Source organism: Paracoccus shanxieyensis, from assembly GCF_009711265.1.
GTDB lineage: Bacteria > Pseudomonadota > Alphaproteobacteria > Rhodobacterales > Rhodobacteraceae > Paracoccus > Paracoccus shanxieyensis.
Map to the genome: position 1 here is coordinate 212,523 of NZ_WMII01000005.1, position 25,903 is coordinate 238,425.

Below are 25,903 nucleotides of genomic sequence, written 5' to 3' on the forward strand. Positions count from 1 at the left end.
GTCGGTTTCATGACAGATAAATCCCGCATGTGGCACGGGTGGCACGACGGCCACCACATGCCGGGGCGGGGATCAGTGACTGCCAAGTGCCACGACCGGATCCAGCTTGGCCGCGCGCATGGCCGGGATGCAGCCAAAGGCCGCGCCCATCACCAATGCGCCCAGCAAGGCAAGCCCGGCGACGCTGGCCGAAAAGATCACCACCATGCCAAAGCCCCATGCAGCAGCGATGCCGATACCCCCGGCCAGCGCCAGCCCGACCAGACCGCCGATGCCCGACAGGACCAGCGCCTCGGTCATGAACTGGATGAAGATGTCGCGGGTGCGTGCCCCGGTGGCGGCGCGGATGCCGATCTCGCGGCGGCGTTCGCGCACGGTGATGAACATGATTTTCATCACACCGATGCCGCCGACAAAGATCGAAATGGCCGAGATCACGCCCAGCAGCATGTTCTGCGCCTGCCGCGCCTTGGCCGCCTCTTGAAAGGCGGTGGCGGCATCGGTCAGCCAGAAATCCTCGCGGCCGTGCTGGCGGGTCATGGCGTCGGTGATGTCGGCCACGCTGTCGGCCAAAACGCCCATGTCGCGCAGCGCCACCACGATCACCGACAATTCGCCCGGACCATAGATGCGGCTTTCCAGACTGCGCAGCGGCATCACGACCAGATCATCGCGATCCTCGCCATTCTGGTTCAGGCCCTTGCGCTCCAGCACGCCGCTGATCAGGAAGGGCGCGCTGTTGACCATCAGGAATTCGCCGGTCGGGTCGCGGCCATCGGGAAACAGCCGCCCGGCGATGGTATGGCCCAGCAGCAGCACCGGCGCGCCCGCGCGTTCCTCTTGCTCGGTGAAAAAGCTGCCACGCGCCGCACGCCAGCCATGCACGGTCTGAAAATCGCGATCCGTGCCGATCACGTCGGAATCCGTCGCAAGCCCGCCCGCCTGAATCTGCGCCTGTTCCCACCGCCCCGGCATCACCCCCGAGACATTGGGCAGATCCTTCAGCATCTGGGCATCGGCCAGCACCAGCGGCGCGCGGGGCATCCGCGTGCCTTCGTCGGAACTGACAACCACCCAATCCGTGCCGATGGACGACGCGCGGGCGATGAATTCCTCTTGCGAGCCGCGCCCGATGGCCATCATCGCGACGACCGAGGCGACGCCGATCACGATCCCCGAAAGCGTCAGCGCCGTGCGCACCGGGCTGGCCAGAATGGCGCCAAGCGCCGTGGCCGCTGCTTCGCGCAGGCTGGACCACAGCGGCGGTGCGCCATAGCGGCGCTGCGGCTTTGGCGCGATGTCGGGTCGTGCGACGCGGCCGCTGTCGCTGTCGATCCGCCCTTCGCTGATGCGGATCGTGCGATGCGCCTGCGCGGCCAGCTGCATGTCATGGGTGATCAGGATGACGGTATGGCCCTTGGCCGCCATGTCCGACAGAAGCCGCATCACCTGATGCCCGCTGTCGCGATCCAGCGCCCCCGTCGGCTCATCCGCCAGAATGACCGAGCCGCCGTTCATCATCGCCCGCGCGATCGAGACCCGCTGCTGCTGGCCCCCCGACATCTGGCTGGGCCGGGCCTGCAGACGGTGCCCCAGCCCAAGGCTGCGCAACAGCGATGCTGCGCGGGCGCGGCGGCTGTCGCGGCCCATGCCGGCATGGCTGGCGGGCAATGCGACATTTTCCAAGGCCGACAAGGCCGGGATCAGATTGTATTGCTGAAAGACAAAGCCGAACAGCCGGTTGCGCAGCACGGCAAGCTGGTCGCGCGACAGCGACGATACGTCCTGACCCGCCAGATGATAGCTGCCGCCGCTGGGACGATCCAGCAGCCCAAGAATGTTCATCAAGGTGGATTTCCCCGACCCCGAGGTGCCGACGATGGCGACGAATTCGCCCGCCTCGATATCCAGATCGATGCCGCGCAGCACATGCGCGCGGGCCGCGCCTTCGCCAAAGACGCGATGCAGGCCACGGACGCGGATCAGCGCGGTCATGGCACGATCCGCAGGGCCGAGGGGGCATCGTCGCGCCGTTCGGCGGTGATGACGGCCTCGCCCTCGGCCAGACCGCTGCGGATTTCGACAAAGGCGCGGGTGCGCATGCCGGTTTCGGGGCGGCGGCGTTCCGGGATGCCCTTGGCCATGACGCGCAGGCTGCCGTCATCGTCCAGCGCGGCGATGGGAACGGACAGCACATCCGAGGCGGCTTCGGTCACGAAAAACACCTGCGCCGTCATGCCTGACAGCAGCGCGCCTTCCGGGTTCTGGATGTCGAACAGGGCGCGGTAATTGACGATGGTGGATGCCTCCTCGCCGTCTTTCGGGATCGGAGGCGCGGGCAGGATCTGGCGCAGGGTGGCGCGATACTTGCGGTCGGGAAAGCCCAGCGTGCTGAACCAGACCGGCATCCCCTGTTGCAGATGCACGACATCGGCCTCGGACACGTCGCTTTGCACGGTCATGACCGACAGATCGGCGATGCGCAGGATGATCGGCGTGTCGTAATTGGCGTTCAGCATCTGGCCTTCGCGCGCCTCGATGGCAACGACCGTCCCGGCCATGGGCGAGGTGATGCGCGAGCGGTCCAGCGTGGCCTGTTCGGCGCGCAATTCGGCCTGACTGCGGCGCATGGTGGCATCGACGGCATCGCTTTGCGCGCGCAGCACGTCGCGGTCGCGTTCGGCCTGTTCCAGCGTGGACTGGCTGGCACTGCGACCCAAAAGCGAATTCTGCCGACCGGCCTGACGTTCGGCAAAGGCCAGTTGCGCGCCGATCTCGGCCTTTTGCGCGGCAAGGCGGGACAGTTCGGCCTGCAAACCTTCGACCTGAGCGGCCTGCACCTCGGCGTCGATGCTGGCCAGCACCTGACCCGCGCGCACGACATCGCCCGGCGCGACATGCAACTGCCGCAACTGGCCCGAGACCTGCGCGCCGACATCGACAAAGGAATAGGGCTGGATCCGGCCGCTGGCGGTGACGGCGTTTTCCAGATCGCGCCGGGCGACGGGCGCGGTGTCATAGGTCACCGGCGCGGGCCTGCCCCAGATGAACCATGCCGCTGCCACAGCGATCAGCAGCACGGGCAGCATCAGGGCGATGCGCAATACCGGGCGGCGGCGCGGTCGGTCGTCATCATCGGGCAAAAGATCGGCAGGTGCGGTCGCGTCCATCATGGGTCCGGTCGTTGGATGGCCCGCGCAGCCATGCCGGGGGCCAGAGATCTGGAAACGGTTCGGGGATCAGCCGCTGGTGCGTCCCGCGACGGCACAGCCCACAGGGGGGCGGTGAAAGGCAGTCATCGGCATGGCGGCAGACCCGGATCAGTTACGGCGTAACCTTGAAGCTCTGGCACGATGCCGGACGGCATTGCTCAGCTTGATCCTCAAGCAGTTTTTGGCGGAAGGCTGCGCGGGTGGTAACCCGTTCGTGAGCGCTTGGCAATCGGCCCGGCGGCATCCTTTGTCAAAACCCCTTGCGGACGGGCAGGGGCCGCGTGGCTTTGCGTCTGGACGCGCCCTGCCGATGACGGCAGGTGTCACACCAAGGACACAATCCGATGCTTCTTCATCGCGGCCTCTAGGCAGGGCAGGGCGAAAGCAGCAATTTCCGCCCGTCCGCGAAGGCGGGACAGAAAAGCCAGATGCGGATCCTGCGTGAAGCAGAAAGATCCTCCAGCGGAATCATTGATATATCATGAAAACCGGCTTGGGCGGCGTTTTTCCGGCCGGTTTCTCGCAGGAGAATCGCAATGCAGCCCCGCGCTTGCATCCGACCCTTATTGCTAAGCGGCCCCTGCTTCAGCGTCTTGGCGCTGCGGGCGATGCCCCTGCAGCGCCGACGCCAGCACGCCACCGGACCTGCCGGCGCGCCCTGAGCGCCCGCGACAGACCAGCCGTGCGGAAACCAAGAAAAACAACGGGACAGAAACCATGAACAATCGACACCATCTGTCGAGATATACGCTGGGCGTCAGCGCGCTGGCGCTGGCCGTGGCGATGATCGCGCCGGTCCGCCATGCGTCGGCGCAGGACAGCGCCGCGGCGCAGGTCGTGCTGGATCAGGTGACGCTGAACGCCGATGCCGCGACGACCGAGGGCACCGGCAGCTATGCCACGCAAAAGGCCAGCATCACCCGCGGCCCCGAGACGCTGAAGGACGTGCCGCAGACCGTCAGCGTGATGACGCAGCAGGTTTTGCAGGATCAGAACCTGACCACAATGTCGGACGCCATGCGCAAGGCACCGGGCATCGTCGTGACGCAGGGCGAGGGCGGCGAGACCTCGTTCTATGCCCGCGGCTTCCAGATCAAGAACTATCAGGTCGACGGCTTGGGCACGTCTTACGATTCGACCTATACCCCCGATTTCGAGATGGCGATCTATGACCGTCTGGAAATCCTGCGCGGTGCCGAGGGGCTGTTCTCCGGCGCAGGCGAACCCGGCGGCACGCTGAACCTTGTGCGCAAAAGGCCCACCGACCAGCTTCGCAGTTCGTTCGCCTCGTCGGTCGGCAGCTGGAACAATCACCGCGTCGAGGCCGATATCGGCGGCCCGCTGGGGCTGGATGGCCGGCTGCGCGGCCGGATGGTCGGGGTCTGGCAGGACCGCGATTTCTTTTACAAGCCGTCCGAGGAGGAAAAGCACGTCCTTTACGGGGTGCTGGAATATGATCTAACGCCCTCGACCCTGCTGACGGGTGGGGTCGCCTATCAGCATCTGCAGGGCAATCGCTGGCAAAGCGGCCTGCCGACCTATACCGATGGCAGCCAGATCGGCCTGCCGCGCGATGTGGCGCTGACCGTCGACTGGGCCCGCCGCAACGAGACGATCCGCGAGACCTATCTGTCGCTGGAGCATGACTTCAACAGCGACTGGCGCCTGAAGGCCAGCGCGATGCGGCAGCGGTTCGACTATGATTACCTGCGCCTGAACACCAACGGCCCGGTCGATCCGGCGACCGGATCCTTTGGCCAGCCGACAATGTTTTCGGAAAACAATGGCAACCATTCGGACGTGGTGGACCTGAACCTGACCGGACGCTTCGACGCCTGGGGCCGGGATTACAATCTGGTCGTGGGTGCGGATTGGCGGCGCAGCTATGGCAAGCAGATCCGCTATAACGTCTCGCCCAACAGCCTGCCCGGCGATTTCGGCATCGGCGATTTCCCGGGGCTGGTTCTGCCGGAACCCGAGGTCACGACCCGCGATCACGGCTGGCCCGCCTGGGGGGCCAAGCAGATGGGCATCTATGGCAAGCTGGACATGGAAGTCACCGACCGCCTGAAAGCCACGGTCGGCGGGCGTTATGGGCGCTATGACTTTTCCACGATCTACGAGTTCTATGACGCAGACGGCAATCTGCTGACGCGCAACACCGATGGCGGGTGGTCGGACACCGGCATCTTCACGCCCTATGCCGCGCTGTCATACGAACTGACGCCCGACTGGACCGCCTATGGCAGCGTGACCGAGATCTTCAAGCCGCAGGCGAACCTGATCGGCGCGGGGAACACGCCGCTGGACCCGATCACGGGCCGCAACTACGAACTGGGGATCAAGGGCGAGGTGATGGACGGCGCGCTGAATGTCGCGGCGGCGGTCTATCACATCAAACGCAAGGGCGAGGGTTTCCGCGACCCCAGCCTGCCCGATGACGGCAGCCCCTGCTGCTATCTGCCCAGCGGCGAAATCACCAGCCGGGGCATCGATCTGGAAGTCTCGGGCGAGGTGCAGCCCGGCTGGCAGATCATGGCGGCCTATTCCTATAACCACAACAAGAACGATGCCGACGGCGTGGCCTATCATGAGCTGACGCCCAAACACATGTTCAAGCTGTGGACCGATTACGACCTGACCGGCGCATGGTCGAAATGGACTCTGGGTGGCGGCGTGACCGTGAAAAGTGCCCAGGCCAACAGCGGCACCTATTGGCTGCGCGTGGACGACCAGTGGACCCGGCCGGAATTCCAGATCCGTCAGGGCGGTTATGCGATCTGGGACGCCCATGCCAAATATCGCATCGACGATCAGTGGTCGCTGGATCTGAATGTGAACAACCTGTTCGACAAGACCTATTACTCGACCATCGGCACGCCCGGCGGCGGCAATTGGTATGGCGAGCCACGCAGCGCCTCGCTGACCCTGCGCGGCACGTTCTGACACGCTTTGACCCACCGGCAGCGCCGCCATGTCGCTGCTGGCAATTTCTGACAGAGGGAACCATGATGATACGCAACACAATTCGCGCCGCCGGCATGATGACTGCACTTGGCTTGTTGATCGGCCCGGCATTCGCGCAGGACAATTCAGGGGGCAAGGTGCTGACGCAACCCGCCATCGCGCAGACCGCAATCCGGCAAGACATGATCCCCGGGGTCTATGAGACCGCCGAGGCTGCGGAACTGGGGGCGCTTTTTGTCGCCTCGACCCCCAGCTTCGATGCGGGCACGCCGGGCTATGTCGACCTGCTGGACCCCGCGGATCTGAGCCCGATCCGCCGGATCGAACTGCCGCGCCGCGCCTTTGCGCTGGCCATGGACCATCAGCGCGGCAAGCTGTTTGTCGGCAATACGCTGGACGGCTCACTCAGTGTGCTGGATGCCAAAAGCGGGTTGCTGCTGGAGACGGTGCAGCTGGGCAAACCCGAGGGCGAGGGATTTGAGCATACCCGCATGGTCGAGGTCGATGAGGACAGCGGCCGCGTCTTCGTCTCCAGCCCCTCCGATGCCGGGACGCTGTGGATCGTCGATACGATGGCGGAGAACGCCGTCACCCGCATCGACGATGCCGGGCTTTGGGCCGCGGGTCTGGTGCATGATCCGGCATCGGGCCGGGTCTATGTCAGCGGTGGCGGCATCGACGAGGTGCTGATCGTCGACGGCAAGACGGGTGAGCGGGTCGGCACGCTGTCGACCGGCGACACGACCGAGGCCAGCAAGGACGGCTCGAAGCATTTCTTCGTCAACCTGTCGCTGGACGCCAAGCGCGGGCGGCTGTTCGCGGCGGATGCCAACAGCGGTCAGCTTTACGTCTTTGACATCGCCAGCGGCAAGGTCCAGAAGACCGTGCCGATCGGGCTGGGCACGCTGGACGTGCTCTATGCCGCCGAAACCGACCAGATCTTCGTGACCTATCGTGGCGCGGGTCGGGAAAAGACGGACGGGACCGGCGGCGTCATCGTTCTGTCGGGCGAAGACTACGCACCTCAGGCCAGCATCCCGCTGCCCGCCCATCCCAACAGCCTGACGCTGGGCGATGGCGGCAAGGCACTGTTCGTTACCGTCAAGGCGCCGATGGAGAAAGAGCATCCCTTGTATCGCGAAGGCGCCGCCGACAGCGTGCTGCGCTTTGACCTGACCGCATTGGGGAACGCCATCGGCTGAGCGAGGATATCAACTGCGCGCGGCCTGAGGGTTGCGCGCAGGTTTTCGGTTTGCGGGCAAGTGGGCGGTCTGTGGTTGGGGCCTTGTGTTTCAGCGACAAAGACCCTGACCACAGAGGTGCGAGTCCGCGCCATCTCAATGAAAGCTACATCTGCGCCCTTAGAGGCGCGTGGATGATTGAATAATACGAGTTATGTCAAATTACTGAAATGCGCGGCTCTTACGCTCGCTGCGTCCGACAAGGCAGGCGTTCCGGCCAACTTATTACCGGTTCCCGTCAGCGCCAACCACCACCTTGCACCGTGACTGTGGCCCCTGTAATCTGTTAACACTGATTAACGTAACTATAAGAAATCGTTAACTATTGATCTTAGTGATCGAAGTGCGACCCTGACGCGCGAATCGCGGGGTCATGAACCCTTGCCGTGTAATCTCTGGAGTTATTGCTTCATGCCGATTTCCGCCGTCGTGACGTCCATGAAAGATGAAGCGCCCTATATCATCGAATGGGTCGCATATCATCGCGCTCTTGGCTTTGACCGTATCGTCGTTCTTGCCAATGATTGCAGCGACGGAACGCACGAAATGCTGGTGCGCCTGCAAGAGCTGAATGCGATCACATATTACGAAAACAAAGTCGAGCTGGGCGCAAAGCCGCATTCCTCTGCGCTGAAAATCGCAAATATCGCACCCGAGGTCAAAACCGCCGATTTCGTCATGGTTCTGGACGCGGATGAATTTCTTGTCGTCAAAAAGCCGCCGCATAAGCTGCATGTTCTTCTCACAATGATGGACAAGAAATCCGCCGGGATGATGGTGATCCCATGGCGGCTTTTCGGGTCATCACAGAACATGAATTTCAAAGATGTTCCGGTTATCGAACGTTTCACGCAATCCATGGATACGTCGGAACTGCCCAAGGTCGGGGTAAAGACCTTGTTTCGCAATTCAGATGATGTTCGGCTTGCGATACATTTTCCCAAGTTCGTGAAAAAAGCCGACAGATCCACAGAACCTGAAGATGCAAAATGGGTGGATGCTGGCGGCAAGTCGATAGATCAAGCCCGCCTGACATGGAATGGCGGTCGCCAGAAAATACATCGCGACCATGCCGAGGTCGCGCATTTCATGATCAAAAGTCTCGATGAATATCTGTTAAAGATATTCAGAGGCGACGGGCTTATGAATTCAAACAGGCACGGGATCGACTATTGGCGAAACGGCGATATCAACGAGGTCTCGGACCTTGTCGTCGCCGATAACGTGTCTGGATTTTCCAAAGAACGCGACAGGTTGTTTGCAGATCCGGTCTTGTCCGAATTGCATCGGAAAGCCGTCGCGGGACGGCTTGAAAGGCTTGGAAAAATACTTGCCAATCCCGACGTTCAGAAGCTAAGAAGCATTCTGCAAAAAAGCACGAATGGTGACCTGCAGCCCGAAGACATCGCCACGTCTCGTGAGCTTGTGACGCAAATGTCACCCGCGCTGAAGAAAGAGAGTCTGATCGACGGTGACGTTCCGCATTCCACGCTGCTCAGTATCACGGATGCCAATCTTGCGGATGCGTCAAGTTTTTCGTTCCGGGTCTTCAAGCGTGCACGAAACCATGGCGCAACATTCTGGCCGGAAAAGAAGTTTGGTTCAAAGCCAATCACACATATTGTTGAAAGCCTGAAACGCGCGCAGAGCCGGGAAGATGATTTCGGTCTGACGGTGCGCTGGTTCCACGACTACAACCGCGCAGAACGGAAGCAAGATTGGCCCATCGACGAAGAAATCACTGTCATCTTGACCCGAGATGACGACAGCATTGTTTCCGGTTACTCGGCTCACGTTGCGGCATCCAAGGCAAAGCATTTTGACAAGCCCCAGAAAGGCGGCAAGACTGCCATTCGTGAAGCTTTGAAAGGCAAAGAGGCAACCTCGGAAATCGAGGCCCTCATCTCGGCCAAAAAAATCCCGGATCCCAGGCTGCGCCTGCAGGAATTCCTGAACCAGAACCCTTCGGCGCTGGTCTTGAACCTGGATAGACCCACCGAAGCAAATCGTGTTTTGGCCAAGCTTGAACTGCGCCAACCCACCGGAAAGTCTGCGGCAAAACTTTTGCGTGACATGCTTGGAAAGGCGCTTGATCCTGCAGAGCAGCCTGTGGCCGTCGGTAGTGTCAAAAAAAAACCAAAAAAGGAAAAATCAGGACAAACTGAAAGGCCTGACATAGCGTCGGTCGTCGCTGATGTTCCCCCTGACCTCCGCGCGCCGGGGGATCCGACGCAGGTTGGGATCTTGACGCTGCCAATGAACCGCAACTACGGCGGCAATCTTCAGGCCTATGCCTTGATGCGAAAACTGCGGGAACTGGGCTATCGTCCCGTGCTTTTGAATCGGCGGCACGGAGCGAAAGAAGGCACGTCGGAAGACGACAAGAATGACGCTTCGATATTTTCTGAAACCATTGGACTGGGTCAAAACGTTCCCAACCGTCTTTTCGTCGAAAAATATCTGACGCCAATATCCCGGCAGTTTGATAGTAGCCACGCACTTGCTGAAATCGTCGATAGGTTTGACTTCGGTTCGGTGATTGTCGGCAGCGATCAAGTGTGGCGGCCGAAATATGCTCGAAGCATTCTGTCAGATTTCTTTCTTGGATTTCTGAACAATAGCCAAATCGATACAAAGAAAATCTCATACGCTGCTTCCTTTGGGACCGAAGATGACGAATACAAGCCTTCGGAGAAAGCCCTCGCATCAAAACTGCTCAAAGATTTCGACGCCGTTTCGGTGCGAGAGGACAGCGCGGTCGATCTGTGCCGCGACATGTTTGATGTGGCAGCGCAGCATGTTCTGGATCCAACGCTGCTGCTGAAAAGTCAGGACTATGCCGAACTTTTCAATGAAAATCAGTCGAGTAGAAAAAACGATTACATGCTCACCTACGTTCTGGATGCAACGCCAGACAAGGTCGATGTAATCGCGCGGATCTCGAAGAAGACGGGGTTGAAGCCTCGCACGACAAGTGGTCAGGCGTTTTCTGCGGGTGATCCGCTGCGGGGTAAGGATGGTGACAAGACGGTCGAGGCGTGGCTGGCCAGTTTTCACAACGCAGAATTTGTGGTCACGGATTCCTTTCATGGCGTTGCATTTTCGATTATTTTCAATCGTCCGTTTATTGCCTACGGCAATCCGACCCGTGGTCTTGGCAGGTTCAAATCCCTGCTTCGCGCGGTTGGGTTGGAAAACCGGCTGATCGTTGACTCGGAAGGCGCGGATATCGACGCGCTCATGCAGCCGATCGATTGGGTTTCGGTGAATGATCGGCTGGATCAGCTGCGCAAGAAGTCGATGCAGTTTCTGAAAAATGCACTTCCGAAAATTGACAAATACACCCCTCCATCCGGGGGCGGCTCGGATAACAAATCGCCGAAAACGGATCTTCCACAGCCCGTTTCAGCAGCAGCCGTTGATACGTTCGCCCAATCCGGCTCCGAGCAGCATCCGTTGAACGTTCATTGCACGGGCTGTGGTGGCTGTATCTCGGAAGCAAGTGGCGCGCTTGAGATGGCATGGTCACCAGAGGGTTTTCTTGAACCGCGCGCAAAGACCGACGCCTCTTTGCAAAATATCATCAAGATATGCCCCTTCAATCCTGCGCCAGACAACGCCGTAAAGGATGAGGATCGTATCGCCCTCGGATGTTTGCCGGATGCGGATAAGTATGATGCGAGGCTGGGGCGATTTTTACAAACCTATGTCGGATACAGCCCATCCTATCGCCCCAGTTCGTCATCTGGCGGCATGGCAACATATGTCTTCAAGACGCTGCTGGAAAAGGGCAAGGTTGATCATCTGTTCGTCGTTGGTCGGACACCGCAAGGCGGCTATGCTTACCGCATGTTCGGGCGCGGCGACGATATTCTGACGACCTCGAAAACAAGGTACTATCCTGTCACGCTTGAAAATTTGTATTCTGAAATCGAAAGCGTCAATGGTCGCGTCGCCGTTTCCGGCGTGGCATGTTTTGTCAAATCGATCCGCCTCAAGCAGCATTACCATCCCGAGTTGAAGCAGAAGATCCCGTTTGTGGCGGGGATCATCTGTGGTGGGCTTAAAAGCCGTTACTACACAGATTTTCTGGCGCAGAGCGCAGGAGCAAAAGGCGGCTATCGCGACGCTGAATATCGCATCAAATCACCCGATAGCCTGTCCAGTGATTATTCCTTTGGTGTTACGGACGACGCAGGTCGGGACCATCGTATCCGGATGCAAAAGCTCGGGGATATGTGGGGGACCGGCCTTTTCAAATCGCGCGCCTGCGATTTCTGCACCGATGTGATGACAGAGCTTGCCGATATCTCATTGGGCGATGCTTGGCTGCCTGAATACAAGAAGGATGGCATGGGCAACAGCGTTGTGGTGACGCGCAGTCGGCTGGCCGATGACATCATCCGCGAGGGGATCGAAACAGGCGAGTTGCGCCTTGATCCTGTCTCGCCCGACATCGCGGCGCGGACACAAAGTGGCGGCTTCAATCACAAGCAGAATGCCGTGAAATTCCGCATGTTGACCGAAGAGGTGTCAGGACAGCGCAGAATTCCCCATGTCCGGTCTCGGATATTGGCCGACAGCTCGATTGCCGAGATGATCGTGCAGGTTTTGCGCAATCGCACCCGTCGCAAGAGTCTGGAGATCTGGCGCGACACCCGCGACCACCGCGCATTCATGCGGCAGATGCGCTGCAGCTTGCGGTCGCTGTCCGGTGCGACAGCCGCGCGCAAGCAATCTGCGTCTGTCGATGCCGATGCGTTCAAATTGCTGAACAATCCGAGCAATATTCCCGGCCATGACACCGAGATTCAGGCAACGCGGGCCGCACTGACGCTGTTTAACCGTTTGGTGAAGAATGGCACGATCTCGGTTGAATTGTTGAGCGCGCTCTGGCCAAATATCCCGAGGCAGATCATGGTCTTGACGCGCGCAATGATTAGGCCGCGCAGCTGATACCACCCCCGGCCTGAGCAGCCTGAGTCCTTATATCAAAACAAGGCGCCCCCGCGTTGCGGTCCGGGCGCCTTTTCGTATCGGATCATCAGGTCGGTTCAGCCGACCATCACGGGGATAATAAAAATTTAGCCAATAAGCTGCATTTGAGCAATTGAGATAACCTGTGGTTGTGCTCTATGCTGAACCGAGTGGTTCAGATTCTTCCGGTTACAGAAATCGCAGTTCCGTAACCGACAGGAGATTGGCATGTCTGCAACCACCGAAATTCGCATGATAAATTTGCAGGTCGTGGCCGAAAAGCAAATTCAGGCCGACAAGGCTGCCGGGACTTACGAAAGCAATCTGGCGTCAGATGACAAATACTATCTGTGGCAGTCCGATTTTCAGACCCGGCCCATGGGCATGGAAAACAAGCCCGAGGAATACGCCCAACTGCTGCGTCAAAGCCTGCCCGATATCACCACGATCCGGATCCCGTTCAACGAATATTCGTTCAGCTCGAACGGGACGCTGGATCCGATGTTCACCCGATTTCTGGTCGCGGCCGCTGAACAAGGCTTTGATTTTGTGTTCGTCTACGCCGATGGCGACGCGCAGCGGCTGGGCCAGAACGATGGCCTTGGTCTGGATCAGATCCGCGAGGGGCTCAGCGGAGAGGTGCATGACCGCATGATATCGGGCTGGACCAAAATGCTGGACTGGCTGGACGATCACGAAACCGTGCGCGATGCGATCTACGCGCTTGAGGCCATCAATGAGCCCGCCGCCTATAGCCGCGCCGAACAGCTTGCTGGAAATACCGGCGAATTCGTCAGGATGTATGGCGATCACATCGCGGCGCTGTCGCAGATGCTGGATGCGCGGCTTGACGTGCCGATGATGGTGGGCGGCTGGGCTTACTCGGCGCTGTTCGATGTTTTTGCGCAGACGATTTCCAGCGATCTGCAGACGACAGTGTTGGATCAGATCCGCGCGGCAGTCGGCGACGATCTGATCTGGTCGGCGCATCTTTATCCCAACTGGGCCGCGTCGGCCGGCCAGGAAATCGACGGCCTGGTGGATTTCATCGCCCGGCGCTTTGCGGTTCTGGGCGATGACAACATCTTCCTGACCGAGACCAATCTGGATCCCAGCACCGCGATGTCCTTCTGGATGGCCCGCGCCTATGAGGCATTTGCCGATGTCGGGATTGGCATAAGCTGGTTTCCGGCCGCCGAGGCAGGCGCGTCCTCATTCGTGCATATCGGCAACGGACGGCACATCAATTATGTGCATCCCGATATCTATGCCTTGGGCATGAACGCCTTTCTGCTGGGCTATTCCGACCCCGATCACGCGGCCTCCGAAAACATCACGGCCACGCTGCTGCCGGGCAATGTCCTTGCCGATGATGGCACGCGGCTGCCATTGCTGGGCATGGGCTATGCCACAGGCCATGGCGGCAACGACACGATCAGCGGCATCGCACAGGCCCGCAACATGCTTTACGGCGGCGCGGGCGACGATCTGCTGCTGGGCACGGTCGAGCGCGATCACCTGTTCGGTCAGGCCGACAATGATACGCTGATGGGTCTTGGCGGCCATGACGTGCTGATGGGCGGTGATGGGGACGATGTGCTGGACGGCGGCGCGGGCGACGACATCCTGACCGGAGGACGCGGGCGCGACACCTTCATCCTGACCGGCGGCGGCGCGGATCTGGTCAGCGATCTGCGCTTCGATCAGGGCGACAGCCTGATCATCGAAGGGCGGCAATGGTCCGAGGCGGAATTGCTTGAACTGGGCATTTTCATGGATGCCGATGGCGACGGTCTGTCCGATGATCTGATCATCGAATACAGCAATGGCACCGGCATCTTTCTGAACATGCGCCGCCCCGACGGCATCGTTCAGGGGACCGAGCAGAGCGAGCTTATTCAGGTCGGCTATACCGATATTCAGGGCGACAGCTTCACCTGGGCGGGCGCACGCGTCCACGCCCTTGGCGGAGACGACACCGTGTATGGCAGCACCTCGGACGATACGCTGAACGGCGGCGCGGGGAATGATGTGATCTATGGTCGCGTCGGCAATGATGTGCTGGCCGGCGGCGATGGCGACGATCTGCTGGCGGGCGATGGCGGCGCGGACCAGATCGAAGGCGGCGCGGGCGCGGATACGATCACCGGCAATGCCGATGCCGATACCTTGTGGGGCGGCGCGGGTAATGACAGCCTTGATGGCGGCGATGGCAACGATCACATGTTCGGCGACAGCGGCAGCGACACCATGTTCGGCGGGGCCGGGCATGATTACATGTATGGTGGCGACGATGCCGACAGCATTCAGGGCGGTTTCGGCAATGAGACGATCTTTGGCGGCGATGGCGACGACTGGATCGACGGAAACGGCGATCACGACTGGATCGACGGCGGCACGGGCAATGACACGTTGATCGGCTCGGGCGGCAACGACACGCTGACGGGCGGACAGGGCAATGATGTCATGGTCGGCGGCGCGGGGGACGACGTGTATTTCGTCGACGATCCGGGTGATACGGTGACGGAAAAGGGCAATGGCGGCACCGACCATGTGTTTTCCAGCATCAGCTATGCGCTGGGGGCCAATCTGGAAAATCTGACTTTGACCGCGGGCAACAGCACCGGATCGGGCAACTCGCTGGGCAATATGCTTGTCGGCAGCGCCGGCAATAACCTGCTGGACGGGCTGACGGGCAATGATACGCTGGACGGCGGCGTGGGCAATGACACGCTGATCGGCGGCACGGGCGACGATTACCTGATCGGCGGCGCGGGCAGGGACCGGCTGACCGGCGGCGCAGGCGCGGACCTGCTGAGCGGCGGTGACGGAGCGGATGTCTTCGTGTTTCTGGCGCTGTCGGATTCCCGGCCCGGCGCGGGGCTTCGCGACACCATCACCTATTTCAAGCATTCGCAGGGCGACCGGATCGACCTCAGCGCGATGAACCCGCAGGGCGACGCTGCGCTCAGCTATATCGGGGCGGCGGATTTCTCGGGCAGATCGGGTGAGCTTGCGGCAAGGGCCACCGCCGCTGGCACGCTGATCGCGGCCGATATGAATGGCGACCGCATCAGCGATTTCGAGATCCTGATCGAGAATTCCAACGGTCTGGTGGCAAGTTCGTTCATCTTGTAGGACGGGCGGCGGTCATTTCGCCCGCCTGCCCCGTTGCACCAGACAATCCTTCTGCGGGTCATAGGCGACACCTGCCAGACGGATGCGCAGCTCGCGCCATGACATCACCGTGTCCTGCCCGTCCTGCTGCACATCAAGATCGCAGCGGAATTGCCGTCCCAGCAGTGACCAGTCCAGCCGATCCTCGGCAGGGGCGAAATCGGTGATGGTGATCTCGCCCGCCCCGGTCGGCACGAACAGATCCGCGCCCGGCCCTCCGGTCAGGGTAAAGGGCCCCTGCCCGATGGCGATCAGCCGGTCAGCGCCCTGCCCCGCATCCAGAACGCCGCTGCCTTCAAGGTGGTCATCGCCCGCGCCGCCCGACAGACGGTTCTGCCCTTCGTGGTCGATCAGCACATCATGACCGTCGCCGCCCTCCAGCACGTCGTTGCCGCGGTCGCCGAACAGCCAGTCGTCGCCGCCGCCGCCGATCAGGGTGTCATCGTCATCGCCGCCATACAGCATATCCGTGCCATCATGACCCTGCAGGCTGTCATTCCCCGCCATGCCGAAGATCAGCCCATGCGCATTGGCCAGATCATCCGTCATGCGGTCCTGCCGGGGATCGCCGCCCGGCTGGACCGTCACCACATCGGCGCCCGGCGTGGCCCATGCCTCGCCCTTTTCCGTGGGATCGGCGGATCGCGACCAGCCCCAATGCGCAAAGGCCGCCGAATCCAGCGCCACGCTATAGCCGCTGCGCTGGCCGTTCCATGTCAGCAATTCGCTTTTGCGCCCGGTCGGCGGCCACCATGTCAGGCCGATGCCCTGTTCCGCCAGCCATGGCAGTTCCCGCGCCATGTTGAAGCTTGAAACCGCGCGTTTCTCATCGCTTGCGGGCCAGAGCGATCCGGTCTGCGTGTAAAGCTGGGTCTCGGTAATCAGGATGTCATCGCCCGGTTCGCGCAGGCTGCCGATGCGCTTGCACAGCTGGTCGCGAAACGCTGTTCCGGACAGGTCGGGATAACCCGGCACCACCCATGTCGGATACAGATGCACCGACCAGATCAGCGCGGGACCGGCGGCCTGACGGATCAGATCATGGTCCAGATCGGCAAACTGCGCCGAGGCCCCCAGCCCGCCAACCAGAATCCGCTTGCCGCGCCAATCCAGCGCGCCGATCAGATCGGCGATGTGCCGGCTGTAGATCTTTCCCGGCTCTGGCCCGTTGCCATAGGCCATCGGCTCATTGATCAGCTCCCACCCCGCGACCGCCTGAAGGATCAAGGCATTGTCCGGCCGGGCGAACCAGTCCAGCATCACCTGCCAGTCGCGCAGCACCTGATTGATTTTCCACTGGCCATCGGGCTGCTGCAAGGCGTCGATCGGCCCAAGCCGGTCGCGCGCCATGATATGCGCGCCCGGCGCGTCCCGCACGAAGCCGCCTGCCAGTTCGCCATCCGAATTCTGCACGATCAGGCGATAGCCGCGCTCGGCTGCGGCACGGGCAAAGGCCGCCCAATTCGCCGCAGCCGGGCTGCGGGCCGTGCTGGCGTTGAAATCCAGCCGCAGCACATTGACCTCGGGGAATGCGGCTTGCAGCGCGTCCAGCACATCGGCTGCGCTGCCGCCATAAGCGATCTGCAAGCCCACCGGCGCGCGCCAGCCGACCATGGTTTCGACGCCCGCCGCCTCGGAGGTCTTGCCGTTCAGCGCCACGATCAGCGGCTGGCCGGTCGCAGCATCCAGCGCAGGCTCGCCGGTGTCCGGCGCATTCAGCACCGCCAGATCGCGCAGATCGTGCTGGCGGCGCAGCTGCTGGCGCTGGGACTGCGCCAGCGGCGCCGCATCCTTGGACAGGCGCTGCACGACATGGCCGCGCAGATCCTCGGGCAGCGGCTGGCCGTCCAGCGTCGTCAGACGCTGGGGCTGGTCCAGCACGCTGACATAGCGCGTGGCAAACGAGACCGCGCGCCAGTCCGCCATATCCGAGGCAAAGGCAAGATCGCCACATTCCATCCGGGTGTCATCCTTGGGTCAGATCGCAAGCACAGCAGCCCTCAGCCTGCGACGGCAATCACCCAAAGCGCAAGACCCCGCGCGCCACACAGCTTGCGGTTGCCCGCATTTCCATCCGGGGCCATGGTGCGGGCCCCGGATGTTGTTTTGCGCTCAGGCCTGCGCGGGCGTCCATGCCTTTTCAAGCAGCAGCCGCGTCGCCTGATAGGCGCGGGCGGCGCGGTCTTGCGGCGGCATGGTCTGGGCCAAGGCGCGATGCGGGATCTCGACGCTGACCGGCACGCCTTCGGGCAGGATCTGCGCCAGCCCCAGCAGATCGATGCCGCCTTCGCCCGGCAGCAGACGTTCGCCGCGCGCAATGCGGATCAGCCCCTCGTCGCTGGGATCATAGGGCACGGGACCATCGCAGAACTGGACATAGTTCATCCGCTGGCGCGGCAGCGCCGCGATCTGTTCCAGCGTGGTGGCCGAGCGGTCATAATGCAGCGCATCGACCAGAACCCCGCCATTCGGTTTGTCCACCGCCTCGACGATGGCCAATGCCGCGTTCAGATCGGGCACGGCGGTCCAGGGCATGAACTCCAGATCCGCCGTCAGACCGCAGGGCGCGGCCAGATCACAGAAGCGCGCAAAGCTGGCTGTCAGCCGCTGCGGATCGGGGTCGTCGCCCGCGACCAGAACGTGCCGCGCGCCCAGAAGCTGCGCACGGGCGCAGAACCGGGCGAACTGGTCCCAGTCGTTTTCGGGCTTCAGCCGGATGATTTCGACATCGCCGACATGGATGCCGGTATCGGCCATGGCTGCCAGAACCTCGCGCAGCGTCGCGGGATCGTCCAGCAGCGGATAGGCAGGCTCGGTCCCCGGCGCGGCGGGCAGCAGCCGCAGGCCGACGCTTTGATAGCCGGTGGCCGCGGCGATGCGGACGGCCTCGACCGGGCCAACGTCGAAGGTGGTCAGAAACGCAAGTGAGATGGGATGACGCATCATATGCTCATTTCATCGGGGAAAACGGCAGCGGCATGGCGATCTGGCTGGTCATGTCGGGCGACAGCCAGTCCGGCCCACCCTTCGGCGGCCATTTGCCATCCGCGACAGATTGCGCGCGGGCCTTGCTGCGGCTGGCCAGATCGGCATAGGGCCAGATCTGCGTCAGGCGCGGCACCCCGTCCAGCCCATACATGGCGACGGACAGCTTGGAATAGGTCTCACGCTCAGGGATGGCGTCGCGCCATTTCTGCATGGTCGGCATGATGCCGTTGATCTTGGTGCGATAGGTGCGGAACTCATAGACCGGGCCAAAGGTGCCGGGCTCAACGGCGGGCAGGAAGTCCAGCGCGCGATAGCTTTCCATCGACAGCCCGACCAGATGCTGGGTGCAGCCGAACGGATCATCGCTGCGCAAGGCGCGTTCGCGTTCGGCATACATCTGCGCGGGATCGTCAAAGGCGCGCAGCACGAAGACGCGGTTCAGCGTGCCGATATCGGTGCCCCATGCGCCGCACAGCCGGCCCTCGCCTGCGGCGACCCATGCCTCGATCCCCGGCGCGGCCTTTCCCGCGCCAAAGATCACGGTGTCCAGCGTGGCAAGTTCGTAATAGCTCATGACAGTTTCTCCTGTGAAAGCCCGGTAACGGGCTGTCCGGCCAGAACGCGGCCGGCGATATATCCAAAGGTCATGCCGGGCCCAAGCGTGATGCCGCCTGCCGGGTAATGCCCCCCCATGACCGAGGCCATGTCATTGCCCACCGCCAGCAGACCGGGGATCGGCTGGCCTTGGGTGTCCAGAACGCGGGCAGCGGCGTCGGTGCGCGCGCCCGCAAAGGTGCCAAGCGATCCGGGAAAGATCCGCACGGCGTAAAACGGCCCGCGCGCCAGCGGCGCCAGCGACGGGTTCGGCGCGTGCAGCGCATCGCCCTGAACGCGGTTGTAAAGGCTTTCGCCACGCCGGAAGTCGGGGTCGCGCCCCTGTTCGGCGCCCGCGTTGAACTGGGCGACGGTCTGCGCCAGCGCCTCGGCGGGAATGCCGCATTCGCCCGCCAGATCCTGCAGCGTGCGTCCGCGTTTCAGATAGCCCGACCGCAAGGCACCGCGCAGCGGAAACGGAAAGGGTTTGGCCCAGCCCAGACCCCAGCGGCGCTGCGCGGTGTGATCGGCGATCAGCCAGCAGCCGGGTTGCTGCCCCAGCGGCGTAACCGCGATCAGCGCCTGCATGAAATCGTAATAGCTGTTCGCCTCATTGACAAAACGCCGGCCCTGCAGCGTCACTGCGATGATGCCGGGCTTTGCGCGGTCGATCAGATGCGGGAAATTCGCCTTGCTGCCGTCCGGTTTCGGCACCAGCGAGACCGGCGCCAGCGCCACATTGCTGGCCAGATCATCCGCAATCTCGGCCCCCGCCGCCTCGGCCATGCGCAACCCGTCGCCGCTATTGTCGCGTGGCGCGGCCGAACGATGCCCGCCGCCCCCCCCGGCCAAGGAGGCCAGCGCCTGAAGGCGCGCGGGATCGTGCGGAAAGCCTCCGCTGGCCAGCACGACGCCGCGCGCGGCATGGATCTGGACCGGGCCATCGGCGCAAAACACGGTCGCGCCCGTGACGCGGCCATCGGTGACCAGCAGCCCCTGCACCGGGGCCTCGGGCATCAGCGTCACGCCCTTGTCCAGCGCCGAGCGCATCAGCCGCGCCACCAGCGCATTGCCGCTGACCAGATGCCGCCCGCGCCCATGCAGCGCCAGATCGCGCAGATGACGCATGATGCGCCTGACGGTATAGACGGCGGCGCGCGGCTTGCGCGTGGCATTGAAGAAATTGCCGATATCGGGACCGGCGGCGATGCCCATGCCCCACAGGCTGACGATATCCAGCGGCGGGCGCAGCCGGTCCAGCCACGCGCCCAGCTTGCCGCCGTCATAAGGTGCCACCGAAACCGAGCGCCCGCCCTTGCCCGCCCCGTCACTGTCGTGAAAATCCGGGACACGGTTGCCGTCGATCCAGCGCATCTCCGTGTGATCCTGAAAGAAGCCGACCATCTCGGGGCAGTTTTGCAGAAAGGCGTCAAGCCTTGGATCATTGGCGCGATTGCCCAGTTCCGCTGCCAGATAGCGGCGGGGCAGTTCCGGCGGCTCGGTGATGCCGGCCTGAACGGCCAAGGGGTTGTGCGGGATCCACAGCCAGCCACCGGACCATGCTGTCGTCCCGCCAAAGACCGGGGCCTTTTCCGCCACGATCACGCGCAGCCCGAAATGCGCCGCCGTCACCGCCGCAGCCAGCCCCGAGGCCCCCGAGCCGACAACAAGAACATCGCACGCCAAAGCGTGTTGGTTTGGCTTTTCCATAGCTTCCTTGCCTGACGGCGCTGCGCGTCCTGCGCCTAGGCGCTGGCGCGGGTCTCATGCTCCAGCGCGCGGACATTCGATTGAAAATATCGGGTTCCGGCCGCACCGGCCCCCAGCTCTTGCGCCGCGGCATGCAGCGCGGGGGACAGTTCCTGCATCCGTGCGGGCGTCATGCGGACGGCGGGACCGGCGATGGACAGACAGCCCAGCACCTGCGGGCCATCGTGATAGCGCACGGGCACCGCCATCGCGGCCATCCCGGCGATATAGCCGTCGACCGCCATGGCATAGCCCCGCGCCCGTGCCTGAGCCAGCCGCTCCAGCAACAGCGTAATGCTGCCCGGCGCGTTCGGGCCGGTATTGTCGCTGACCCGCACCAGCCCCTGCGCGCTGACCAAGGCCAGAGCCTCTTCGTCCGACATGCTGGACAGCCACGCCATGCCGCCCGCCGTGCTGGCCAAATGGACGATGACCCCCTGTTCCTGCCCGGGATCATAGCGCAGACCGCGCGTCGCACCCTGCGCCACGGCCACCCAGATCAACCGCGTATCGTCCACCACCGACAGGCGCACCAGCTCGCCACTGTCGGCGGCCAGCTGATCCAGCACCGGCTGCGAGACATCGGTGATGCCCGCCCGGCCCATGAAACCCAGACCCATGGCGGGCAGCTTGATGGTCAGCGCGTAATCTCCGCCCGCATGGACCTGCCGGACGAAGCCCAGACGGGTCAGTTCCTGCAAGGTGCGATGCACGCCGCTGGCGGGCTGATGGGTCATGGCCGCGATCGTCGTCACGGGCAGGCCGACCGGATGTTCGACCAGAAGTTCGACGATGGCGAGTGATTTTTCCAGAACGCTGCTCATGTTCCTGTTCCGCTGGTTAAGGCGGGCTCACGATCAAAGCTTAGCGGTGAAAGGTCAACCGTGACGCGTTGCCCCAGCCGCGCGGCCTCGCGGATGCAATCCAGCACGATCAGGTTGGCGGTGGCATCGCGCGCGCTGACCAGCGGCGTGCCGCCCTGGCGCGTCAGATCGACGAAATGCGACAACTGCCGACGATAGGGGTCGGCGGCGGCGAGTTCCAGCCGTTGACGGCGCAGCTCGCGCGTCCAGTCCGGCGCGCCGTCGCTGCGCCACAGCGTCAGATCCGGCAGCGAAAGCCCGCCCGCGCTGCCCGCATAATGATGCGCGCTGACCGGATGAGCCGGGAACCGCGCCATGTTTTCCCCCGCCGTCAGATCCCATGCCCAAGGCCCGACCGCCGCATCCGAGATGCACAGCGTCGCCAGACCGCCATTCCTGAAGCTCAGGCAGACCGCGGCCGTATCCTCGACCGGAAAGCCGCGCCGGGCATTGCTGGCAATGGCCTGCACGCTGTCGATCTCACCAAAGAAATGTCGCAGCAGGTCGATTTCATGCACAAGGTTGATCAGCAGCGGTCCGCCCGACCCGGCGCTGCGCCGCCAGTCCGCCTGAAAATAATCCGGCGGTTTGGCCAAGGATGCCGTGACCGAGGCCATGACAAGATCGCCAAGCGCGCCATTGCGGATCTGGTCATGCGCGGTGCGGATGATGGGATTGTGGCGGCGGTGATGCCCGATCAGCAGCGGCACGCCGGTGTCATCGGCCACAGCGATCAACCGCAGCGCCGCATCAAGGCTTTCCGCGACGGGCTTTTCCAGCAGCACCGGCAGCCCGGCCCGCAGCAGCGCCTGCGCGACCGGGAAATGCGTCTCATTCGGAGTGGCGACGATCGCGGCCTGCACCAGCCCCGCATCGATCAACGCCCCGACATCCGGCAGGCAGGGCACGCCCAGCGACTGCGCCAGCGCCAGCCCGCCGGGGGCCGGATCGACAAGCGCGGCCAGATGCGCTTCGGGCGCGTCGGCCAAGGTCTGAATATGCGTGCGGCCAATTGCCCCCGCACCCACCACTGCCATTGCCACGGATGTCGTCATGCGCCTGTCCTCCTCTGTCCCTCTCTAAAAGATCAGCCCGGTTTATTGAAGTCAATTTTAATGTTGAATCGAATTCAATAATATGATCTGAGCAGCATGGGCAGGATGCGGCATCACCGCTGTGGCGGGTGATGGGCATGGGGGCTGCGCGTTATGAGGGGGGAAGACCAGATATGAACGCTCATCTGCGGATCGACGGCGAAACGCTTGTATTTCCCATTATCGGGCATCCCATCGGGCAGGTGAAATCCCCTGCCTCGCTAAGCCAGATCATGGCGGAACGCGGCTATAACGGCATGGTCGTGCCGGTCCATGTGCTGCCACAGGATCTGGATGGATGGCTTCAGCACGCGGCGGCGGTGCAGAACTGCCGCGGGATCGTGGTGACCGTGCCGCACAAGGTCGCCAGCATGCAGATCTGCAGCCGCGTCACCGCGCGGGCGCAGACCTCGGGCGCGGTGAACATCCTGCTGCGCGATGAGACCGGCTGGGTGGGGGATGCGACCGACGGTCAGGGCTTCATGGATGGCGTGAATGCGCAGAATTTCGATGTCGCGGGCAAGCCTGCCCTGCTGGTCGGCGGCGGCGGCGCGGGATCGGCCATCGCCTATGAGATTCTGGCGCGCGGCGCCTCGGAACTGGCGCTGCACGATATCGACGCGGGGCGCCGCGATGGGCTGATCGCCCGGCTGAACGCCATTTTCCCCGGCCGCGTGCGCGTCGGCAGCGACGATCCGCGCGGCTTTGCGCTGGTCGCCAACGCCACGCCCCTGGGGATGCGCGAAACCGACCCCCTGCCCGTGCAGGTGGATCTGCTGGAGCCTGGCCAGTTCGTCGCCGATGTGGTGACGCGCCCCGCCGTGCCGCCGCTGATGGCCGCCGCCCGCGCGAAAGGCTGCGGCACCATGCCCGGCAGCGCGATGTTCGAGGCGCAGGCGGTCCTGCTGGCCGAATTGCTGATGGGCGTGCGCAAGGCGGCGCTGGACTAAAGGCCGGGCAAGGCTTTGGGGGGATGGCGATGACAGAGTTTGATACGGAAGTCGATCTTCTGGTCGTGGGGGCGGGCGCGGGCGGGATGACGGCGGCGCTGGCGGGTGCGATCCGGGGCATGTCGGTGCTGGTATGCGAAAAGACCGCGATGGTGGGCGGCACGACCGCCACCTCGGGCGGCACGACATGGATCCCGGGCAACCGCAACAGTCATCAGGCAGGCATCCCCGATCAGACCGAGGACGCCGCCGCATTCCTGCGCCATGTCGTCGGCAATCGCGGCAAGGACGATCTGCGCGCGGCGTTTCTGGCCTCGGCCCCGCAGGCCATTGCCGAACTTGAGGCACAAAGCGAGGTCCGCTTTGCCGCCGCCGCCGCGCATCCCGATTATCTGGACGGGCCGGGCGCGGCCTATGGCGGGCGCGCCTTGGGTCCGGTGGAATTCGACGGGCGCAAGCTGGGCGCGGATTTCAACCGCATCCGCCCGCCCCGCGACGTGTTCATGGGGTTGGGCGGGATGATGGTGGGCCGGGCCGAGCTGGGCAGCCTGCTGAACCCGCTCTCCAGCGTTGCCAATTTTCGCAGCGCCACGAAGATCCTGTTCCGCTATGGACGCGACCGCCTGCGGCATCGGCGCGGCACGCGGCTTCTGATGGGCAATGCGCTGGTGGCGCGGCTGTTCTACAGCCTGCGGCAGCGCCATGTCCCGGTCTGGTTCGAGGCCGGGCTGACCGATTTTCTGCGCGATGGCGACAGCGTGGTGGGCGCGGTGATCCAGACGCCCGAAGGGCCGCGCCGCATCCGTGCCCGGCGTGGCGTGGTCTTGGCGACGGGCGGCATCGGCTGGAACAGCGACCTGCGCAAGCGGCTGTTCGCGCCGCAGATCGCTGCCTTTTCGCAGGCGCCCGAAGGCAATACCGGCGACGGGATCGCGCTGGCCACCACCCGGCTGGGCGCAGGGCTGGACGCGGGCGGCGACAGTGCCGCGCTGTGGATGCCCTGTTCGGTGCTGCAGCGCGCCGATGGGTCGAAAGGCGTCTGGCCGCATATCCTGCTGGACCGCGCCAAGCCCGGCCTGATCGCCGTGGGCGCGGATGGCCGTCGCTTCGTCAACGAATCCGACAGCTATCATGATTTCTGCATGGGCATGGTGCGGGCGGGCCTGTCCGAGGCATGGCTGATCGTCGATGACGATTTCATCCACCGCTACGGCCTTGGGCTGGTGCTGCCGGGCGGGCGTGGCCTGGCGCGGCTGCTGCGGCAGGGCTATCTGCACAAGGCCGTGGATCTGAAGGGGCTGGCGCACCGGATCGGCGTCGATGCCGCCGGATTGACCGCCAGCGTCAAGCAGACCAATGCCGATCTGGCCACGGGAACCGACAGCGAATTCGGGCGCGGCAGTTCGGTGATGAACCGCTTCAACGGCGATGCCGCAGCCCCCGGCGACAATCCCTGCCTTGGCCCCATCGGCAAGCCGCCCTTCTATGCGCTGAAAGTGGTTCCGGTCGATCTGGCGGGCAGCGGCGGGCTGAGTTGCGATGCGAACGGACAGGTGCTGGACGCCGAAGGCCAGCCCATCGGCGGGCTTTACGCCTGCGGCAACGATGCCGCGTCGATCTTTTGCGGCACCTATCCCGGACCGGGCACGACCATCGGCCCCGCCATGGTCTTTGGCTGGCGGATCGCCGACCACCTGTCGGCCAGCACAGCCGCGTCAGCCAGCACCGCCGACCCGGCGTCCGCGACCGTGCCGCGGCAGGACGCGCCCGCCGTCTGACAATCCGCCTGCGCGGGGGCGCGGCCCGTCCCCGCCGATCCGACTGATCTGAAACGCTGCCTGCCGCTGGTCACCGCGTCGGGCGAAATGTCCGGGACCGCACAGAAAAGACGGTGCCGCTGACCCTTTGGGAGGATATCCATGACTGCATCGACACATCTGCACGACAGAGGGCAATCAAAGAAGGCTGCGGCGAGTGCCTGGGTTGGGTCTGCGCTGGAGTATTACGACTTTTTCATCTATGCGACGGCTGCGGCGCTTGTGTTTCCGCAGGTGTTTTTCCCCTCGTCCAATCCGCAGACGGCGATCATCG

14 protein-coding genes are annotated in these 25,903 nt (G+C 63.2%); 6 read left to right on the forward strand and 8 right to left on the reverse strand.

Going from position 1 to position 25,903, the window contains the following annotated elements:
* Positions 1 to 72 precede the first annotated feature (72 nt).
* Both GL284_RS07475 and GL284_RS07480 read right to left on the reverse strand, forming a co-directional pair.
* Complete coding sequence (locus tag GL284_RS07475) at positions 73 to 1,995, reverse strand: ABC transporter permease (RefSeq protein WP_155043965.1); 1,923 nt, start codon at positions 1,993 to 1,995, stop codon at positions 73 to 75.
* Positions 1,992 to 3,173, reverse strand: coding sequence for an efflux RND transporter periplasmic adaptor subunit (locus GL284_RS07480; RefSeq protein ID WP_155043966.1), 1,182 nt, complete (start codon positions 3,171 to 3,173; stop codon positions 1,992 to 1,994). Before GL284_RS07480 ends, GL284_RS07475 begins: the two co-directional genes overlap by 4 nt.
* A 756-nt stretch (positions 3,174 to 3,929) precedes the next feature.
* On the opposite strand from GL284_RS07480, the gene GL284_RS07485 reads away from it, so the two are divergent.
* The 4 genes from GL284_RS07485 to GL284_RS07500 all read left to right on the forward strand — a co-directional run bounded on the left by GL284_RS07485 (position 3,930) and on the right by GL284_RS07500 (position 15,535).
* Positions 3,930 to 6,158: a TonB-dependent siderophore receptor gene (locus GL284_RS07485; protein ID WP_155043967.1), complete on the forward strand. Its 2,229-nt coding sequence runs from the start codon at positions 3,930 to 3,932 to the stop codon at positions 6,156 to 6,158.
* A 62-nt stretch (positions 6,159 to 6,220) separates the two neighbouring features.
* Positions 6,221 to 7,381 carry a YncE family protein gene (locus GL284_RS07490; RefSeq protein ID WP_230383498.1) on the forward strand — a complete coding sequence of 387 codons (1,161 nt, stop codon included), beginning with the start codon at positions 6,221 to 6,223 and terminating at the stop codon, positions 7,379 to 7,381.
* Between the two features lie 450 nt (positions 7,382 to 7,831).
* Entirely contained in the window at positions 7,832 to 12,376 is a 4,545-nt protein-coding gene (locus tag GL284_RS07495) for a polysaccharide pyruvyl transferase family protein (protein ID WP_155043969.1), read from the forward strand.
* 249 nt (positions 12,377 to 12,625) lie between these two features.
* A complete protein-coding gene (locus GL284_RS07500; RefSeq protein WP_155043970.1) occupies positions 12,626 to 15,535 on the forward strand; it encodes a calcium-binding protein in 2,910 nt (969 codons plus the stop codon).
* A 12-nt stretch (positions 15,536 to 15,547) separates the two neighbouring features.
* Here GL284_RS07500 and GL284_RS07505 read toward each other — a convergent pair whose 3' ends face one another.
* The 6 genes from GL284_RS07505 to GL284_RS07530 all read right to left on the reverse strand — a co-directional run bounded on the left by GL284_RS07505 (position 15,548) and on the right by GL284_RS07530 (position 22,823).
* Entirely contained in the window at positions 15,548 to 17,533 is a 1,986-nt protein-coding gene (locus GL284_RS07505; protein ID WP_155043971.1) for a calcium-binding protein, read from the reverse strand.
* Between the two features lie 153 nt (positions 17,534 to 17,686).
* The gene (locus GL284_RS07510; protein WP_155043972.1) at positions 17,687 to 18,517 is read right to left on the reverse strand and encodes a sugar phosphate isomerase/epimerase family protein; all 831 of its coding nucleotides are present in this window, start codon (positions 18,515 to 18,517) and stop codon (positions 17,687 to 17,689) included.
* Between the two features lie 7 nt (positions 18,518 to 18,524).
* Positions 18,525 to 19,136 carry an NIPSNAP family protein gene (locus GL284_RS07515; RefSeq protein ID WP_155043973.1) on the reverse strand — a complete coding sequence of 204 codons (612 nt, stop codon included), beginning with the start codon at positions 19,134 to 19,136 and terminating at the stop codon, positions 18,525 to 18,527.
* Positions 19,133 to 20,866, reverse strand: a complete 1,734-nt coding sequence (locus tag GL284_RS07520) for an FAD-dependent oxidoreductase (protein ID WP_155043974.1) — start codon at positions 20,864 to 20,866, stop codon at positions 19,133 to 19,135. Before GL284_RS07520 ends, GL284_RS07515 begins: the two co-directional genes overlap by 4 nt.
* 35 nt (positions 20,867 to 20,901) lie before the next feature.
* Positions 20,902 to 21,729: an IclR family transcriptional regulator gene (locus GL284_RS07525; RefSeq protein WP_155043975.1), complete on the reverse strand. Its 828-nt coding sequence runs from the start codon at positions 21,727 to 21,729 to the stop codon at positions 20,902 to 20,904.
* Entirely contained in the window at positions 21,726 to 22,823 is a 1,098-nt protein-coding gene (locus tag GL284_RS07530; RefSeq protein ID WP_155043976.1) for a Gfo/Idh/MocA family protein, read from the reverse strand. Before GL284_RS07530 ends, GL284_RS07525 begins: the two co-directional genes overlap by 4 nt.
* A gap of 173 nt (positions 22,824 to 22,996) precedes the next feature.
* On the opposite strand from GL284_RS07530, the gene GL284_RS07535 reads away from it, so the two are divergent.
* Both GL284_RS07535 and GL284_RS07540 read left to right on the forward strand, forming a co-directional pair.
* Positions 22,997 to 23,812 carry a shikimate dehydrogenase family protein gene (locus GL284_RS07535; RefSeq protein ID WP_155043977.1) on the forward strand — a complete coding sequence of 272 codons (816 nt, stop codon included), beginning with the start codon at positions 22,997 to 22,999 and terminating at the stop codon, positions 23,810 to 23,812.
* 29 nt (positions 23,813 to 23,841) lie between these two features.
* The gene (locus GL284_RS07540) at positions 23,842 to 25,590 is read left to right on the forward strand and encodes an FAD-binding protein (protein ID WP_230382934.1); all 1,749 of its coding nucleotides are present in this window, start codon (positions 23,842 to 23,844) and stop codon (positions 25,588 to 25,590) included.
* Positions 25,591 to 25,903: the final 313 nt, after the last annotated feature.

What these genes read in the sequence shown, in the direction of transcription:
- GL284_RS07540 (WP_230382934.1), top strand. Translation starts at nt 23,842, where the DNA reads ATGACAGAGTTTGATACGGAAGTCGATCTTCTGGTCGTGGGGGCGGGC.
- GL284_RS07510 (WP_155043972.1), bottom strand. Translation starts at nt 18,517, where the DNA reads ATGCGTCATCCCATCTCACTTGCGTTTCTGACCACCTTCGACGTTGGC.
- GL284_RS07480 (WP_155043966.1), bottom strand. Translation starts at nt 3,173, where the DNA reads ATGATGGACGCGACCGCACCTGCCGATCTTTTGCCCGATGATGACGAC.
- GL284_RS07500 (WP_155043970.1), top strand. Translation starts at nt 12,626, where the DNA reads ATGTCTGCAACCACCGAAATTCGCATGATAAATTTGCAGGTCGTGGCC.
- GL284_RS07485 (WP_155043967.1), top strand. Translation starts at nt 3,930, where the DNA reads ATGAACAATCGACACCATCTGTCGAGATATACGCTGGGCGTCAGCGCG.
- GL284_RS07490 (WP_230383498.1), top strand. Translation starts at nt 6,221, where the DNA reads ATGATGATACGCAACACAATTCGCGCCGCCGGCATGATGACTGCACTT.
- GL284_RS07520 (WP_155043974.1), bottom strand. Translation starts at nt 20,866, where the DNA reads ATGGAAAAGCCAAACCAACACGCTTTGGCGTGCGATGTTCTTGTTGTC.
- GL284_RS07535 (WP_155043977.1), top strand. Translation starts at nt 22,997, where the DNA reads ATGAACGCTCATCTGCGGATCGACGGCGAAACGCTTGTATTTCCCATT.
- GL284_RS07525 (WP_155043975.1), bottom strand. Translation starts at nt 21,729, where the DNA reads ATGAGCAGCGTTCTGGAAAAATCACTCGCCATCGTCGAACTTCTGGTC.
- GL284_RS07495 (WP_155043969.1), top strand. Translation starts at nt 7,832, where the DNA reads ATGCCGATTTCCGCCGTCGTGACGTCCATGAAAGATGAAGCGCCCTAT.
- GL284_RS07505 (WP_155043971.1), bottom strand. Translation starts at nt 17,533, where the DNA reads ATGGAATGTGGCGATCTTGCCTTTGCCTCGGATATGGCGGACTGGCGC.
- GL284_RS07475 (WP_155043965.1), bottom strand. Translation starts at nt 1,995, where the DNA reads ATGACCGCGCTGATCCGCGTCCGTGGCCTGCATCGCGTCTTTGGCGAA.
- GL284_RS07515 (WP_155043973.1), bottom strand. Translation starts at nt 19,136, where the DNA reads ATGAGCTATTACGAACTTGCCACGCTGGACACCGTGATCTTTGGCGCG.
- GL284_RS07530 (WP_155043976.1), bottom strand. Translation starts at nt 22,823, where the DNA reads ATGACGACATCCGTGGCAATGGCAGTGGTGGGTGCGGGGGCAATTGGC.